Origin of the sequence: Maritalea myrionectae (assembly GCF_003433515.1) — a bacterium.
GTDB classification, from domain to species: domain Bacteria; phylum Pseudomonadota; class Alphaproteobacteria; order Rhizobiales; family Devosiaceae; genus Maritalea; species Maritalea myrionectae.
In genome coordinates this window covers 3,193,342-3,208,728 of record NZ_CP021330.1, presented here as the reverse complement: position 1 = coordinate 3,208,728, position 15,387 = coordinate 3,193,342, and the positions used below count along the sequence as shown (strand labels likewise).

The 15,387-nt window shown below is 52.7% G+C and carries 11 protein-coding genes; 6 read left to right on the top strand and 5 right to left on the bottom strand.

Translation table 11 applies throughout. The features are described 5' to 3' along the window. Window position 1 precedes the first annotated feature (1 nt). Window positions 2–895, bottom strand: coding sequence for a carbohydrate ABC transporter permease (locus MXMO3_RS16095; protein WP_027834082.1), 894 nt, complete (start codon window positions 893–895; stop codon window positions 2–4). 54 nt (window positions 896–949) lie between these two features. Next, window positions 950–2,209, bottom strand: a complete 1,260-nt coding sequence (locus MXMO3_RS16090) for a sugar ABC transporter substrate-binding protein (protein WP_117396537.1) — start codon at window positions 2,207–2,209, stop codon at window positions 950–952. Between the two features lie 183 nt (window positions 2,210–2,392). On the opposite strand from MXMO3_RS16090, the gene MXMO3_RS16085 reads away from it, so the two are divergent. Together MXMO3_RS16085 and MXMO3_RS16080 are read left to right on the top strand one after the other, a co-directional pair. Beyond that, the gene (locus MXMO3_RS16085) at window positions 2,393–3,589 is read left to right on the top strand and encodes an ROK family transcriptional regulator (protein WP_117396536.1); all 1,197 of its coding nucleotides are present in this window, start codon (window positions 2,393–2,395) and stop codon (window positions 3,587–3,589) included. Between the two features lie 16 nt (window positions 3,590–3,605). Further along, complete coding sequence (locus tag MXMO3_RS16080; protein ID WP_117396535.1) at window positions 3,606–5,990, top strand: PIG-L family deacetylase; 2,385 nt, start codon at window positions 3,606–3,608, stop codon at window positions 5,988–5,990. 58 nt (window positions 5,991–6,048) lie between these two features. On the opposite strand, the gene MXMO3_RS16075 is transcribed toward MXMO3_RS16080, so the two are convergent. Continuing rightward, entirely contained in the window at window positions 6,049–8,145 is a 2,097-nt protein-coding gene (locus MXMO3_RS16075) for a bifunctional aldolase/short-chain dehydrogenase (RefSeq protein ID WP_117396534.1), read from the bottom strand. A gap of 27 nt (window positions 8,146–8,172) precedes the next feature. Between MXMO3_RS16075 and MXMO3_RS16070 the strand changes: the two genes are divergently transcribed. After that, on the top strand, window positions 8,173–9,150 hold the full coding sequence (locus tag MXMO3_RS16070; protein ID WP_117396533.1) for a sugar-binding transcriptional regulator: 978 nt from the start codon (window positions 8,173–8,175) through the stop codon (window positions 9,148–9,150). 47 nt (window positions 9,151–9,197) lie between these two features. On the opposite strand, the gene mtnA is transcribed toward MXMO3_RS16070, so the two are convergent. Together mtnA and mtnK are read right to left on the bottom strand one after the other, a co-directional pair. Further along, the gene (mtnA, locus tag MXMO3_RS16065) at window positions 9,198–10,292 is read right to left on the bottom strand and encodes an S-methyl-5-thioribose-1-phosphate isomerase (RefSeq protein WP_117396532.1); all 1,095 of its coding nucleotides are present in this window, start codon (window positions 10,290–10,292) and stop codon (window positions 9,198–9,200) included. Then, window positions 10,289–11,557, bottom strand: a complete 1,269-nt coding sequence (gene mtnK, locus MXMO3_RS16060) for an S-methyl-5-thioribose kinase (protein ID WP_117396531.1) — start codon at window positions 11,555–11,557, stop codon at window positions 10,289–10,291. The genes mtnA and mtnK overlap by 4 nt, the downstream gene beginning before the upstream one ends. Window positions 11,558–11,729: 172 nt before the next feature. Here mtnK and MXMO3_RS16055 point away from each other — a divergent pair, with 172 nt between their 5' ends. The 3 genes from MXMO3_RS16055 to MXMO3_RS16045 are packed head-to-tail and all read left to right on the top strand — an operon-like array spanning window position 11,730 to window position 15,383. Beyond that, entirely contained in the window at window positions 11,730–13,265 is a 1,536-nt protein-coding gene (locus tag MXMO3_RS16055) for a sugar ABC transporter ATP-binding protein (protein ID WP_027834074.1), read from the top strand. Between the two features lie 26 nt (window positions 13,266–13,291). Continuing rightward, a complete protein-coding gene (locus MXMO3_RS16050) occupies window positions 13,292–14,281 on the top strand; it encodes an ABC transporter permease (RefSeq protein WP_027834073.1) in 990 nt (329 codons plus the stop codon). 55 nt (window positions 14,282–14,336) lie between these two features. Then, the gene (locus MXMO3_RS16045) at window positions 14,337–15,383 is read left to right on the top strand and encodes a substrate-binding domain-containing protein (RefSeq protein ID WP_027834072.1); all 1,047 of its coding nucleotides are present in this window, start codon (window positions 14,337–14,339) and stop codon (window positions 15,381–15,383) included. Window positions 15,384–15,387: the final 4 nt, after the last annotated feature.

The following is a 15,387-nucleotide window of genomic DNA, read 5'->3' as shown; positions in this document are numbered from 1 at the left end:
CTTACTTGTCCCTCATAATATAAAGCTGCGCCAGGCTCACCGCCAATAGAATGACAAAAAGCACTACGGTTTGGGCAGCGGCATACCCCATGTCAAATGAGTCAAAGGCGGTTTCATAAATCATCAAAACCAACGGTTTGGTGGAGTTCAAAGGACCGCCCGGATTGTTTGAGGTCATGTTGAAGACCTGGTCGAAAATCCGCAAAAACCCAATTGATGACAGCACGACCAGGAAGACTATGGTCGGCTTGAGCAGCGGCAGGGTAATGCGCCATAAAATGGTCCAAGGACCAACACCATCAATGCGGGCCGCTTCATAATAGGTTTGCGGAATGGCGCGCAGCCCGGCCATAAAGATGATGATTTGAAAACCCAAACCTGCCCAAACCGCCGGTGCCAAAATTGAGGGAAGCGCCCAGGTGGTTGAGGACAGGAAGGGAAACTGCGGAATGCCGACACTGGCCAACGCATTGTTGAACAGGCCAATCGGCACAGGCTGATAAAACCAGCGCCAAAGCCATGCCATGGCAACTGCTGATGTCATAAAGGGAAGAAAGTAGAGCGCTCTGATGGTGCCGTGCATAAAGCGCACTTTGTCCAGATGATAAGCGACCAAGAATGACAGGACCAAGCTGACCGGCGTGCCCAAAAGCAAATAGATGAAGGTGTTTTTAAACACTTTCCAAAAAACAGGGTCCGCGAACAATTTCGCATAATTGTCGACACCAGCCCACGTGCGATCACCCAACAGGTTCCATTCTTGAAACGATAAGGTGATGGCATTCAATGTCGGGTAGAAGCGTATGACACAATAAAAAAGAATTGGCAGCGACAGAAACGTCCATGCCCAAACCACCTGTTTTTGTTTGATGGTCAAATTGGCGTAAAAGCTCATATCTGTTCCCCTCAGAATATAAAGGGGCGACGCGCCGCCGCCCCTCTAACTCGATTATTCGCCGTAATATTCGTCGAGAATTTTTTGCTCTTCTTCCGCCGCAATCGCAATGGCTTGCTCAGCGGTTTGTCCTTCAAGGAAGATGCGTTGTGTTGCATCCATCAAGACCTGACGTTGAGCTGACTCATTGGCAAAAATGGTGGTTTTTGCATAACCCAAGCCTTCGATGAAAGGACCAAACACAGGATTGGCTTTGTTTTCATCTGTCAATGCGGCCGAAGGTTTCGCAGGCAGCTCGCCAACTGTGTCCAGCCAAATCTGCATCGCTTCGTCTGATGTGATAAAGGCCAGGAACTTTTGCGCAGCTTCGGCTTTTTCGCCTTGTGCCTTAGAGGTGACGGCATTCACCCAATAGCTTGAATAGTTGGACTTGGTGCCATCAGGACCAGCGGGCAGTTCAGCCACGCCCCACTTCAATCCACGGGTCTTTTCAAGTGCCCCGATGCGGAATGAACCATCAATGTGCATGCCTGCGCGCCCTGCTTTAAAGGCCGCTTGCGGCTCGTCCATAAAGCCTGCTTGGGTCACTTCGTGCTCGTTCTGCAGGTCGGTATACCACTTCATGGCCGCAGCGCCGCTGCCGTCATCATCATAATTCACATTCTGATAATTGTCGGTATAGGGTTCGCCACCAAACTGACGGGTCAATACTTCGCGCCACCAATGGTGATCCTGAGCATTCATGCCTGTGGTGATGCCGACTTGGGTGATGTTGCCGGAGCCGTCTTTTTTGGTGAGTTTTTTGGCAGATTCGACCAACTCGTCCAGCGTTGCTGGTGGGTTTTCGATGCCAGCCTCTTCAAACAAACGCTCATTGTAGAAAAGGGCTAAAGAGCGCACCGCTGTGGGCAGCGCCATATATTGACCATCACGCTTCATGGCTTGCACCATGGGGAAAAATTCGGCTTCGATTTTTTCCGGGGGGAACATATCGGTGGGCAGTGGCGTAATCAGTTCAGCGTCCACATAATCATTCAACCACCCATAAAATAGCTGCACAACGTCCGGGCCTTCGCCTGCGGGAATCGCTGCCGCCACTTTGGTGCGGTAGTCCGCATAAGGGAATGTGTTGTGCTTGACGGTGATGTCTGGGTTTTCTGCCTCAAACTTCTCGATCAGCGCATCAATGGCATTGACGCGGGCTTCGAAAAAATATTGCCAATATTCGATTTCCACAGCCCAGGATGACCCGGCGCTGAGGGCGAAAATTGCACCTGAGGCGAAGCCCAGTAGCTTGTTCTTCCATGATTTCATTTTTGGATCCCTCCACTATAGGTTGTGCTCAAGGCTGAATATTATTTTTGTTTTTCAACACCTTAATGGAGGGATATGCCCTACATTTGATGTTTTTTTGCTCGAGCCTGCCGGTAAGTGTTGACCATTTGAGAAAACAAATCAATACTTAACTCAAGTTAATTGAGTAAATAAATTTCATTTATGACAACAAAGAGCACAACAGGCATTATTGGCGGCAACGCGCTGCGCAATCGCGACCACAATCAAAAAGTGGTGCTTGATTATGTGCGGGCGAATGAACCTGCCGGGCGGGCCGAAATTGCGCGTAGTTGCGGGCTCAGTATTCAGGCGGTTTCTAACATTACAGCTGAACTTGAGCGTCAAAAATTGCTCATGCCCGACGGCCACAAAACTGGGGTGCGCGGCAAGCCTGCTTTGCAATATAGGTTCAATCCCGAGGGGGCCTTTGCGATCGGCGTCGAGTTGCGACCGGACGTGATTATTGTTGCCGCGTTGAACTTGTCGGGCAAGCAGATCTATTTTGAACGTGTGATGCTGAAGGACGCTCACCCGGAGCCGGCGATCAAAGCGGTGGGCGATCAGGTGCGGGCAGCAATAGCCGCCACTGCCTTTAGTCCGAAAAGCCTGTTGGGTGTGGGCGTTGTGATGCCCGGTCCGTTTGGCGAAACAGCCATCTCCAGTGCCGGTGAAGCTGTGCTGCCAGGGTGGGAGGATGTTGATCCTCAGGCGGCATTTGAAGCTGAAATAGGACATCCCGTTCTGATCGAAAATGACGCGACAGCCGCCGCTGTTTCAGAGCGGGTGGCGGGGGTCGCCAGTGACATGGACGATTTTTGCTATGTGTATTTCGGTACGGGTATTGGCCTTGGGGTGATTTCTCAGGGGCATGTGATGCGCGGCGCGTTTGGCAATGCGGGTGAAATCGGCCACATCGTCACACAAATTGGCGGTCGTGATTGCCCGTGCGGCAACAAAGGGTGTCTTGAAACCTATGCCAGCCGCTATGCGGCACGGCAACATTTGGCCCAATTTGGAATCGATGCAAATTCTGGCGATGATTTTGCTCAATTGGTGGCGCAGGATAATCCACATTTTCGCGATTGGCTTGACCAGGCCGCTCAACACCTGGCCCACGTCATTGGCACGCTAGAGAACATTTTTGACCCCCAAAGCGTGATTTTAGGTGGGGCGTTGCCCGACGCTGTCATTAACGCGCTTATCGAACGCCTTGATTTGCCCGAAGGGTCTGTTTCCAATCGGGAAGACCGCACCTGCCCGCGGGTCATGCGTGGGTTCTCTGGCCGCCTGACGGCGGCTTTAGGCGCGGGCGCAATGGTGATCCACCAAACCATAACGCCAAACACACGAACATATTGAACGCAAAGGAATAATTATGCCCAAGCATGATGCAGATCGATTGTTAAACGCCTTTGCGCAGCCACGTTCTGTGCAGCTTTGGCGCGCATTGTTGCCGCTAAAATCCTGTGTCTCCTTTATGAATACCGGTGCACACCCTGATGATGAAATCTCCACCATGCTGGCGGCTTTGCATTATCGCGACGGGATCAATTTATCCCACGCCTGCTCCACCCGTGGGGAAGGCGGGCAGAACGCAATCGGCACCGAAACCGGTGTTGATCTTGGCGTCGTGCGCACGCGTGAAATGGAACGTGCGGCCGACATTTTGGACATGACCCAATATTGGCTGTGCCAATATCCCGGTGATCCGCTAGCAGACTTTGGATTTTCCAAAAGTGGCGAAGAAACCCTAGAAAAGTGGGGCGAAGCGCGCACGTTGGAGCGCTTTGTTTGGATTTTACGTACCGAGCGTCCAGATATTGCCACCGTCACATTTCTGGATGTGCCGGGGCAGCACGGGCACCATCGGGCGATGACAAAAAGTGCCTATAAGGCGGTGATATTGGCCGCTGATCCAGAGGCGTTTCCCGAGCAAGATCTACCTGTGTGGCAGGTCAAAAAACTCTATCTGCCCGCATGGTCTGGTGCGGGAGATGCATATGATGATGACTTGCCGCCGCCGCCTGCAACTGTGGAGATTGACGGGACTGGCCAAGATCCTGTGATCGGCATGGATTATGAGCAATTGGGGCAAGTGTCTCGCGCTTACCACCAAACGCAAGGCATGGGCACCTGGGTCGCGCCGGGTAAAGAGAAAAAATGGCCCCTGCATTTGGCCTGGGCGGCCGACGAGGCACCCCATGATGAGCACTCAATATTTGAGGGGCTGCCCCAAACATTAGACCAGCTGGCAAATTACGCCAAAGCACCTGAAATCGGCTTGCTGCTTTTCACCGCACAAAGTGCGATGGACGCTGCGCTTGAGCATTGGCCGCATGCCAATCGTGTTATGACATCTTTGCTGGCGGCGCTGGAAGCTGTGCGTGAAGCCAAGGCACAATGTCCAAGCCACGCGAAGGCCGAAATCGTCCATCGGCTCGACGCCAAGGAGATGCAACTACAGCGTGCGCTTTACCTTGCCTGTCCAGTGCGCGCCAGTTTGTCGTCAGATCAGATTTATGCGCGTCCCGGCGATGCGGTGCGATTTGAGGTAGAGTTGGATTCGCCATTTGACATTGAAGCGACGGTCGTTTGCCCAGCAGGATGGCAGGTAACAAAAGAAGCACCACATCAATTCAATGTCCGTGTGCCCGTGGACGCGCTACCAAGCGATCCATTGCCCGATATTTGGTCGCCAGTGCGCGCCAATGAAGATGTCCATCTGCAGCTCGCGTGGACGATCGAAGGCGTGAAAATAGAAATGCAAATTGATCCATTGCAACGGCTAAACATTTTGCCTGCACATGAAGTGGCCTTGGAGCCCAAAGCAATTTTGCTGAATAAACAACGCTTGGCCACCAAATCTATTGAGCGGGCGGGCGGCAGCGCCGACGATTTGCAGATAGCTGGAGACGACTCTTTGGAATGCGAAGTGGGGGCTCGAGGGATTGCGTTGACGGCGAAGGAAAACATTGAGCCAGGTCTTTATGAGTTGCCCGTGACGCTGGGCGGTGAAGATGCCTATTTTGTCCGGCGTATGCATTATCCGCACACGGGACCACTCAATCGGGCAGAGCCTGCGCGATTGTCGGTGCGTGTTTTGGATGCCACGCTGCCACAGGGCCGTATCGGCTATATTGGTGGCGGCAGTGATCGTGTGGATTACTGGCTAAACCAATTTGGCGTGGAGGTGGCAAACATCGACGATGATGCCATCGCGACGGGTCGGTTTGATGATTTTGATAGCATCATTGTGGGGGTATTTGCTTTCCGCACACGCCCCGAATTGCTCAACAATATCGAGACATTACATAAATGGGTGCATGCCGGCGGTAATTTGCTCACCCTATATCATCGCCCATGGGACAATTGGGATAAAGATCGGGTGCCATTGGCGCCATTGGAGATTGGCAAACCCTCCTTAAGGTGGCGTGTGACCGATGAAAATGCAGCCGTGACCTATTTGGCGCCCGAGCACGAGGTGCTGAACGGGCCAAACACAATAGGGACTGACGATTGGGCAGATTGGCACAAGGAGCGAGGGCTCTATTTTGCCTCAGCCTGGGATGATGCCTATCAGCCGCTCTTGTCTATGCATGATGCGGGCGAGAAGCCACTTGAGGGCAGCTTGCTTGTCGGTGCGTTTGGCAAGGGGCGCCACATACACACCAGTCTGATCCTGCATCACCAGCTTGATAAGCTGGTGCCGGGCGCCTACCGCCTGACTGCCAATTTGTTGGATTGGAAACGTGGCGGTTGACCGATTGTGCGTCAGAGAGCGGCACGTGACTAGCCAGTTCACGCGCCGACAAGTTTTGTTAGCGTAAGCTGGCTTCAATGTTGCCGCCATCGACCGTCATAATATGCGCCGTTGTGCGGGCGGCGAGCGCCAGTGCGACGAAAGCGTCCGCCACGTGGCGGGCCTCGACCTCCCGCTTGAGCAAATTACCAGCCATATAGTTTTCGGTACTGATGTTGCGAGATTTAGAGCGGCTTTCGATGAATTCGTCAGTCAACAAACCAGAGCGAATGCGATCGGCATTAACGCCATTGACACGGACGCCCATTTCCCCGAGCTCAAGGGCAAATTGCTTGACCAAGAAGAATGTCGCGGCCTTGGGCAATCCATAAGCGCCAAAATCCTTGCCCGGATTGACCGCTTGCTTGGATACATTGAATAGAATATCGCCGCCCGTGCCTTGGGTTTGCATCACCTTTGCTGCAGCTTGCGCAATTTTTTGGTGCGAGAAGAAGTTCAACTCAAAGCTATTGCGCAATGTGTCTTGATCCATATCGAGCATGGATTTTGACCACGCCGCGCCTGCATTGCTGACCAAAATGTCAATGCCGCCGAACCGTCGAACGATGGCATCAATGGCATGTTGTGGCCCTTCTGCACTGCAAAGATCGATCACAGCTCCATCATGATCCATGCCCAAATTGCCAATAGCTTCAATCAACGCATCCTGATCCCGGTCGACCAGGAAAATGTTGGCGCCTTGATCTTTGAATGCTTTTGCTGTGGCCAGCCCGATTGCACCGGCTCCGCCCGTCACCAACACGGCTTTGCCTTGCAATGGCTTTGGCTTGGCTTTGCCCAACTTGGCCTGTTCCAATGACCAATATTCCATATCAAAAAGGTCATCTTCCTTGATCGGGTAAAAGCCACCATTGGCCTCGGCCCATTCCATCACCTGAATCGTTTGCGTGCCGAGATCTGCTGCAATGCGGGCAGCGGCGGCATTGCCGCCAACCCCGATCAAGCCGAGACCGGGAACCCAAAATAGATTTGGGGTGGGCATCAGCATGGTTTTTTGATCGCTCACTCGTGCGTCCTGCCGCGCGAAATAGGCTTTGTAATTCTCCACAAATGCATCTATGGCCGCATCAATTGTTTGCTGATCATCGCTGGCGATAATGGTGGGAAACCCTTTGGTACGGATCACATGGTCTGGTGTGGCTACACCGCGCTTGGCCAGATCACCCAAATCATCGCGGGTGAGAAAGCGCAAAATCTGGTCATTGGCACGCAAATCCAAAAATGGCGCGGCTTGGTCCTGTTTGCCCGTATGTGCCTTCATGGCACGGGCAAGGCTGGCACGAATTTTCGGCAAGATGCTTTTGGCACTGAGCATTGACCCGCGCACAGGAGGCTGCGCTTCAGCGCGGCGCTCAAACCAGTCTTGAACCGCACTCACATGCTCAACCATCAATTTGTAGGATGATTTGGCGTCAGGGCCGAACGTGAAATGACCGTGATTGATCAGATGCAGTCCTTCAACATCAGGGTTCTGATCAAAGATATCTGCCGCCACCTTGGCCAGTTCAAAGCCAGGCATAATATAGGGCACCAGAGCCACCTTATCGCCAAAGATCTCTTTGATCACCTCTTCCACATTAGGCATGTTGGCCAAAGCCAGCATGGCCGTGGCGTGGGTGTGATCGACGAATTTGTGGGGGATATATGCATGCAGCAAGGTTTCAACTGAAGGGTTGGGCGACGTGCTATCAAGCAGGTTAGAGCGCTGCAAATTCACCATGTCTTCGTCGGATAGCGCTGGGAGCTGGCGCAGCTTTTCAAGCGGTGTGATGTGCACACCGGGCAGGCCCGCCGCTTCGATGGTTTCAAGGTCCCAACCGCTGCCTTTTACGTGAAGCACAAATATTTCATTGCCAAAAATATCTGCCCGTTTCACCTTCACTGAAGTGTTGCCACCTCCATGCATCACCATATCAGGGTCTTGACCAATGATACGGGATGTATAAACCCTCAATGCCAGTTGACGATCTGCTTCCTCTGGGTCAGCATTATCAAGAAAATGTTGAGCGTCTTTGTCGTTCCAGAGATTTTTTACCACGAAGCTGTCCGTCCAGTTAGGGGAAATTTTCTGTAATTTGACAAATGTTAGTAACATCTGTCAAATAGAAAAAAGAGGGATTTTATGGCATACGGCAAAAGACGCGCCTCAGGACAGGTGAGTGGTGACGAAATCGTGGTAGAAGCGGCGTGGCTTTATTACCATGACGGGCTAAACCAAAACGAAATTGCCGATCGCTTGGCTGTATCCCGCGCCACCGTTGTTAATTATTTGCAGGAAGCGCGTGAGCGGAACTATATCCGTGTGACCATGGCGCCGGACGTATTTATGGGCCATAAGCTTTCGCACCAATTGCGCGAAAAGTTTGGCCTGAAAGCCGCCTTTATCGTGCCCAACGGGTTGGGTGATATTCAATCGCGGCTCACACGGGCCGCGCGCGGCGCGGCCGAATGGTTGCCGGATTTGGTGGCACCCGGCGATAAGCTAGGGGTCGCTTGGGGCCAAACCATATATGAAATGGCAGAACTGTTGGTGTCCTCCGCCAATGTGACCATTCCTGATGTGGAAGTGGCGCAGCTCGTCGGTTCGATGGCGACGCCCTATGGCTTTACTGCCGAAATCTGTTCCGCCCATTTGGCACAGGGCCTCGGCGCGGCCTGCATCAATTTGCATGCGCCGGCCATTGTCACCAACGTTGATTTGGCCCGGCAATTGCGGGCGGAGCCGATCATTAAAAATCAGTTGGCCGCGTTGGATCAATGCAACAAGGCCGTGTTCGCCGCAGGGTCTGTGTGTGCCAATTCCCACGTGGTGATGAGCGGCATTGCCAGCGAAGACGATTTGAAAACCTATGTGGAAAATGGCGCCAGTGGCGTCTTGTGTGGACGTTTTGTCGACAAGGTCGGTAAACCTGTCAAAGGGCCGCTTGATGAACGCATGATTGGCGTTGAACTGGACAAGCTAACAGATCTCGAAATGGGACTTTTGGTTTCCGTCGGCGAGGATAAAGCCAAAGCGATGGCCGCGGTGATGAATGGCGGCTATGCCACCCATTTGGTGACCGATGCGGAAACAGCTGAACTTATTCTGGCTTTAGATTAGACGGTAAAAAGAAAAGGGCGCAAACCATGTTGCGCCCCCTTCCCACATTATTCCTGCTCAGGGAATAGTTTTTTCAAGCCTTCACTCGAAGCATCGCAAACGCCACGCTCTGTGATCAAACCTGTGATCAGGCGCGACGGTGTCACGTCGAATGCTGGGTTGCCGCCTGGGGTGGCGTCAGGTGAAATTTGCACCCAATCACGCTCGCCATTTTCCAGCTTGCCATAAACATGGGTCACTTCGCGGCCATCACGCTCTTCAATTGGAATTTCCTTCACGCCATCGTTCACGGTCCAATCGATGGTGGGTGAGGGCAGCGCCACATAGAAAGGCACATTATTGTCCTTGGCGGCCAATGCCTTCAAATAGGTGCCGATTTTGTTACACACATCGCCTTGGGCGGTGGTGCGGTCTGTCCCGACAATCACCATGTCCACTTGCCCATGCTGCATCAAATGGCCGCCCGCATTGTCCACGATCAACGTGTGCGGCACGCCATGGCTGGCCATCTCCCAGCTCGTCAATTGTGCGCCCTGGTTGCGGGGCCGGGTTTCATCCACCCACACATGAACCTTCAAGCCTTTTTCCACCGCATGATAGATGGGCGAGGTGGCGGTGCCCCAGTCCACAGTGGCGAGCCACCCCGCATTGCAATGAGTTAAAATATTGATCGTCTCGCCCGGCGCTTTTTTGGCCGCGATCTCCTCAATGAGTTTGAGGCCGTTTTCGCCAATGGAGCGATTGATCTCTACATCTTCATCGCAAATTTCGGCTGCCAGTTTGTAAGCTGCTGCCGCGCGTTCTTCCGGTGCCATGGCGCCAAGATGTGCTTTAGCGCGGTTCAAAGCCCAACGTAGATTGATGGCGGTAGGGCGAGTCTCGTGCAAGATTTCCCACGATTTTTCCAAATTGGCATCCGATGGATCGTCGGCCATAGCCAAAGCCATGCCGTATGCCGCGGTGGCGCCGATCAGCGGCGCACCGCGCACCCACATATCCTTAATCGCAATGGCCGCGTCTTCCCGCGACTTCAGGTCAACGACCTTCAGCTCATGCGGCAGCAGGCGTTGCTCAATTATTTTGACGGTTTTTTGATCGTCCCCAAGCCAAATCGAGCGATAATGGGTGCCATCTATTTTCATAGGAAATTGTCCTTTCTAACCGCGCGCGCAAGCTCGGCGATTTGGTGGGGGGATTTATATGCAGCGCGTGAAATCACAAGCTGGCGACCAAAGTGCAATGCCCGCGCTTCACAGGCGGCGCGTTGATCAACATCTTCGATGCTGTCGAGCTCCATAATGTGAGCCAGACCGAGAATGCGGCGATGCATTTCAACACCAGCAAAGCCAAGCAAGTCTGTCCAGATGTCGTTCAACCGATCGGCCAGCGCCTGTTCTGACGCGAGGTTTTGATTTTGGTCTTCGTAAAGCCGCTGGTCATACAAAATGCCGTTGCGTTCCGTACGCCACAAATGGCTGAACTCTTCTTCAAAATGGTGCCAGATGTCACACGTCACGTCCAAAATCCATTGGGCATAATCGTCGCGCGCGCCTTTTTCAGATTCGTGGCCATCTTGCGCGAAAAACGCCATATAGAAATTGCCCAGCAACATGCCAATGTCGAACCCGATGGGGCCATAGGTGGCAAATTCAGGGTCAATCACAACCGTGTCGGTTTCAGTCACCATGATGGAACCGGTGTGCAAATCGCCGTGCAGCAAAGTCTCGGCATTGTTACAGAACTTGGCCTTTAGATGCTGTGTTGCGACTTTAAGGTCGATATCCGCACGCAGGCTGGCCACGATGCCGTCTAATTGCGGGCTGGTGTGGCGATTCATCTCCGCATCATAATAAGGGTCAGTGAACACCAGATTTTCGGTAATGTCACAAAGCTCGATATTGTCCGCGAAAAGTGCCAAATCCTTTTTACGCTGCATTGTGTCCATTGAAAGGTCTGAGCCGCGGAACAAGGTGCGGGCACAAAATTTGCCAGCCACCTCAGCCAAATTTTTATGCTGCACGCCATCTTTCAGGCTGTTGCGCAAAATGACATGCGGTGACATGAACTGCATCACAATGAGCGCCTGCGATTCGTCGAAGTGATAAACCTCCGGCACATCCTCTGGCGCATATTTTGCCTGCCGTGTCAGCGCGTGATATTCAAAAAAGGCACGCTTTAGCGGTAGGGGCCAACTGTCGCCCACAAGGCGCACATAAGGCAGCGCCTGCTTCACAATTGCTTGTCCGCTCGGGCCGGTGACAATAAACACAAGGTTTAAGTTTCCATCGCCGACTTCTTGTGCTGTCCACGTGCTGGAATCGGGGCCAACTTTTTCCTGTAAAATCTCCAAATGGCCAAGTTTTTCGCCAATTGTGTCTACATTTAATGGTTCATATGGATTGCTCACAATATCCTCCCAAAGCGCTCGTCACGCTAACAAATTCAAGGGTTAGGGTGACATGCAAAAGCGCAAACGCCAAACACATATTGACCCATGATTTGCAATTTAAATGTCAAATGTCAATAACGTTTGACATTTGATGTCAGATGCATTTAACGTGACTTCATCGGAGGAGACTATGGCTGGAATACCCATTAAAATTCGTGGGCTGGAAAAGAGATTTGCCGCCAACCGCGTGTTGCGCGGCGTGGATCTTGATATCCCTGCGGGCAAGGTGACCGTTTTGATGGGCGCCAACGGGGCCGGCAAGTCTACGCTGGTGAAAATAATCTGTGGCCTATATGAAGCGGACGCAGGTGAAGTGTTTCTCAACGACGAGCCATTTGCGCCCAACACGCCGTCAGCAGCGCTGCAAGCAGGCATCGTCACTGTGCACCAAAACATCAATGATGGGGTGGTGCCAGACTTGGATGTGGCGTCCAACTTGATGTTGGACTGGTTGGCCAACCCAAAGAGCGCGCCATTGCTCAATCCAAGACGAATTCGCAAATCCGCTGAGGAAATTGCCGCCAAACTCGACTTGAACTTCGATATGAATTCAATGGTCAGCGACCTCACGCTCGCCGATCGCCAATTGGTCGCGATTGCACGCGCCATGGCCCATTCACCCAAAATGATGATTTTGGATGAGCCAACCTCCTCCCTTTCCGCAGCCGAAGCCGAGCGCCTCTTCAGGTTGGTGGAAAAACTACGAGAGAGCGGCGTTGCGATTCTTTATATTTCCCACCGCATGTCAGATATCCGTCGCGTGGCCGACAGAATTGTCTCCATGCGGGATGGCACTATTGTTGGCAAATACGAAACAGCGCCGCTGGATTATGAGGGCGCCGTGAATGACATGCTCGGCCACACCATGACCGATGTGAACATCACCGTACAAGCGCCCGGCGAAAAAGTGCTGGAGCTCACCGATGTGAAACTCAAACCTGAAAGCCAGCCGATTAATCTAACAGCCCACCGCAATGAAGTGATTGCGATCACCGGGTTAGTTGGCGTGGGCAAAACCCAGCTTTCTGAAGTTCTATTTGGTCAAATGGCTGCGGCTGGCGGCAAAGTGCAACTTAACGGCAAGCCCTATGCGCCAAACTCCGCACGCGATGCCATCAATCAAGGCGTGTTTTTGTGCGCAAAAGACCGTGGCACAAACGGCGTGGTTCAGGATTTCGATATCAACCGCAACATCACCTTGCCGTTCTTGTCCAGCCTGTCTTCGTTCGGTTTTGTGCGCCGCAATGCCGAATACAAAATAACCAATGCCGCCATCGATAAGCTGGGCATTGTCTGCCAGGGGGCCAATGATGAAATTGGCACGCTTTCTGGCGGCAACCAGCAAAAAGTCATGGTGGGCCGTTGGCTTTCTCACGAATGCGACGTGCTGATTTTGGATGAGCCCTTTCAAGGGGTGGATATCGCTGCGCGTCGCGATATTGGCACCAAATTGCGCGAAACAGCCAAAGACCGGGCCACCATCGTGCTGGTCGCCGAATTGGATGAGGCTTTGGAAATTGCAGACCGTATCTTGGTGATGGCTGAATTCACCATTGTCGGTGAGCACAAAAATGAACATGTCGATGTGGATCTGATCTTAGAGCAAGTATCTGGGGCTGCAGCGGCAAAAGACCAACAAAAGCAAAAAGAAGGGGCAGCTCGATGAGCGAAACCCGTGTAAACACAAAAACAATGTCATTAACCGACTACGCCATTCGCTATGGCTTTGTGGCCTTGTTGGTCGGCCTTGTGGTGTATTTCAGCATTGCCGCAGAAGGGTTTGCAAGTCCTTATAGTGCAGTGTTTATCTTCCAGTCTGTTGCCATCACTGGCATTTTGGCCTTGGGCGTAACGGCCACCTTGGTGGTGGATGGGTTTGATCTGTCCATTGGGGCGGTCGCCACTTCGGCGCTGATGCTATCTGCCTATGTGATGGTGGTGCTCGAGCAAAGCGCACTGGTTGCCGTTGTGGCCTGTTTGTTGATGGGCGCGCTGGTCGGGCTGATCAATGGCTTTTTGATTGTGCAAATGCGCGTGCCGGATTTGCTGGCAACATTGGGCATGATGTTCTTGCTGATTGGTCTGCAGCGTATTCCAACCGAAGGTCGCTCCATCGCGACTGGCATGAGCTTGCCCGATGGTTCGACAGCTCAGGGCAGCTTTTCGCCAGAATTCTTGGCGCTCGGCCGTCATCGCTTTGACTTCTTTATCGACAATCTGATCCCGGTTTCCGTGGTCTTCTTGATCGTTATTGCCATCGGCATCTGGCTTTTCCTTGAATATACCCGCTATGGCCGCGTGATGTACGCGATTGGCTCCAACCAACGCGCCGCAAGCCTTGCTGGTGTGCCGGTCAAGAAATACAAAATCATCGCCTATATGATTTCAGGCGTTTTGGCCTCAATGGGTGGCATCTTGCTTGCAGCCCGTCTTGGCCGTGGCGATATCGCCTCGGGCAACAATTTGCTGCTCGATTCTGTGGCCGCCGCGCTGATCGGTTTTGCCGTTCTGGGCGCAGCCAAGCCGAATGCCTTCGGCACGGCAATCGGCGCACTTTTCGTGGGCATTTTGCTCCAAGGCCTCACCATGATGAATGCCCCTTATTACACGCAGGACTTTGTGAAAGGTGGCGTGTTGGTGGTGGCCCTCATGTTCACGTTCGCGCTTTCAAATAGACGCTAGGCCCGACCACCCTAGAGCGTTCAACAATATGGTCGACTTAAATCGGAGGAACCAAATGAAACTAACTAGACGCATGTTTGCTAAAATGCTCGCAGGGGTCTCCCTTGCCGCTTCTAGCTTCGTAGGATTGGCCCATGCGGCCGATATGCCTGCACCATTCGACAATCCAGGCGATGTGAAAATTGCGTTGGTGCGTTATCTCTCAACGGGTGACTTTTTCCAAGCTTATTTGTCTGGCGTGGAGCGTCAGTCAGAAGCTCTGGGCGTTGATCTGCGCGTGTTGGACAGCCGTCAGGACGCTGCCTTGCAAGCAGATATGGTCGATCAAGCCATCGCCCTTGGCGTAGACGGCATCATCGTGCAGCACGGCCTGACTGAATCCATGCAGGAAGCTGTGCAACGCGCTGTGGATGCAGGCATCAAAGTTGTGGCTTTTGACGTCAATGTTGAAAACCCAGCTGTGCCACAGATCGAACAGTCTGACCGTGACTTGGCCCGTTTGGCTTTGGAACAAGCGATCGCTGACAATGGCGAGAGCTGGAAAGCCGGCTATGTCTACGTACCAGGCATCGCGCCATTGGATCGTCGTAACGAAACTTGGGTAGAGTTCAAAGAGCGCTATCCTGGCATCGACGAAAAAGCCCAGTTCGGCACATTGGATAACCCCATCGCCAACTCAAACGCCAACCAAGCGCGTTCAGTATTGTCAGCCAACCCAGACATCACTGTGATGTTTGCGCCATATGATGAATTTGCTAAAGGCGTAAAAATTGCTGTTGATGAAGCGGGCATGACCGATCAAGTCAGCATCTATTCCGCTGACGTTTCAACATCTGACATTGCAGCAATGCGCGAGCCAAACAGTGCTTGGAAAGCCACAGCGGCAACCAACCCAGCAGTTGTGGGTGAAGTGTCTGTACGGGCCTTGGCCATGATGTTGGCTGGTGAAGATCCAGGCGCAAGCGTTGTGGTGCCACCAACCTTGATCACACAAAAAGATCTGTTGGAAAAAGACATCAAAAACATGGAAGAGCTGAGCGAAAAATTGCCACAGTTTGCCCATGCACCAGTGGCGGTTCCAGACTGGATGCCGTTGCCATAATCTA

Coding starts and splice junctions, on each gene's coding strand:
- MXMO3_RS16050 (WP_027834073.1), top strand. CDS start 13,292: ATGTCATTAACCGACTACGCCATTCGCTATGGCTTTGTGGCCTTGTTG.
- MXMO3_RS16055 (WP_027834074.1), top strand. CDS start 11,730: ATGGCTGGAATACCCATTAAAATTCGTGGGCTGGAAAAGAGATTTGCC.
- mtnA (WP_117396532.1), bottom strand. CDS start 10,292: ATGAAAATAGATGGCACCCATTATCGCTCGATTTGGCTTGGGGACGAT.
- MXMO3_RS16080 (WP_117396535.1), top strand. CDS start 3,606: ATGCCCAAGCATGATGCAGATCGATTGTTAAACGCCTTTGCGCAGCCA.
- MXMO3_RS16085 (WP_117396536.1), top strand. CDS start 2,393: ATGACAACAAAGAGCACAACAGGCATTATTGGCGGCAACGCGCTGCGC.
- MXMO3_RS16045 (WP_027834072.1), top strand. CDS start 14,337: ATGAAACTAACTAGACGCATGTTTGCTAAAATGCTCGCAGGGGTCTCC.
- MXMO3_RS16075 (WP_117396534.1), bottom strand. CDS start 8,145: ATGTTACTAACATTTGTCAAATTACAGAAAATTTCCCCTAACTGGACG.
- MXMO3_RS16070 (WP_117396533.1), top strand. CDS start 8,173: ATGGCATACGGCAAAAGACGCGCCTCAGGACAGGTGAGTGGTGACGAA.
- MXMO3_RS16095 (WP_027834082.1), bottom strand. CDS start 895: ATGAGCTTTTACGCCAATTTGACCATCAAACAAAAACAGGTGGTTTGG.
- MXMO3_RS16090 (WP_117396537.1), bottom strand. CDS start 2,209: ATGAAATCATGGAAGAACAAGCTACTGGGCTTCGCCTCAGGTGCAATT.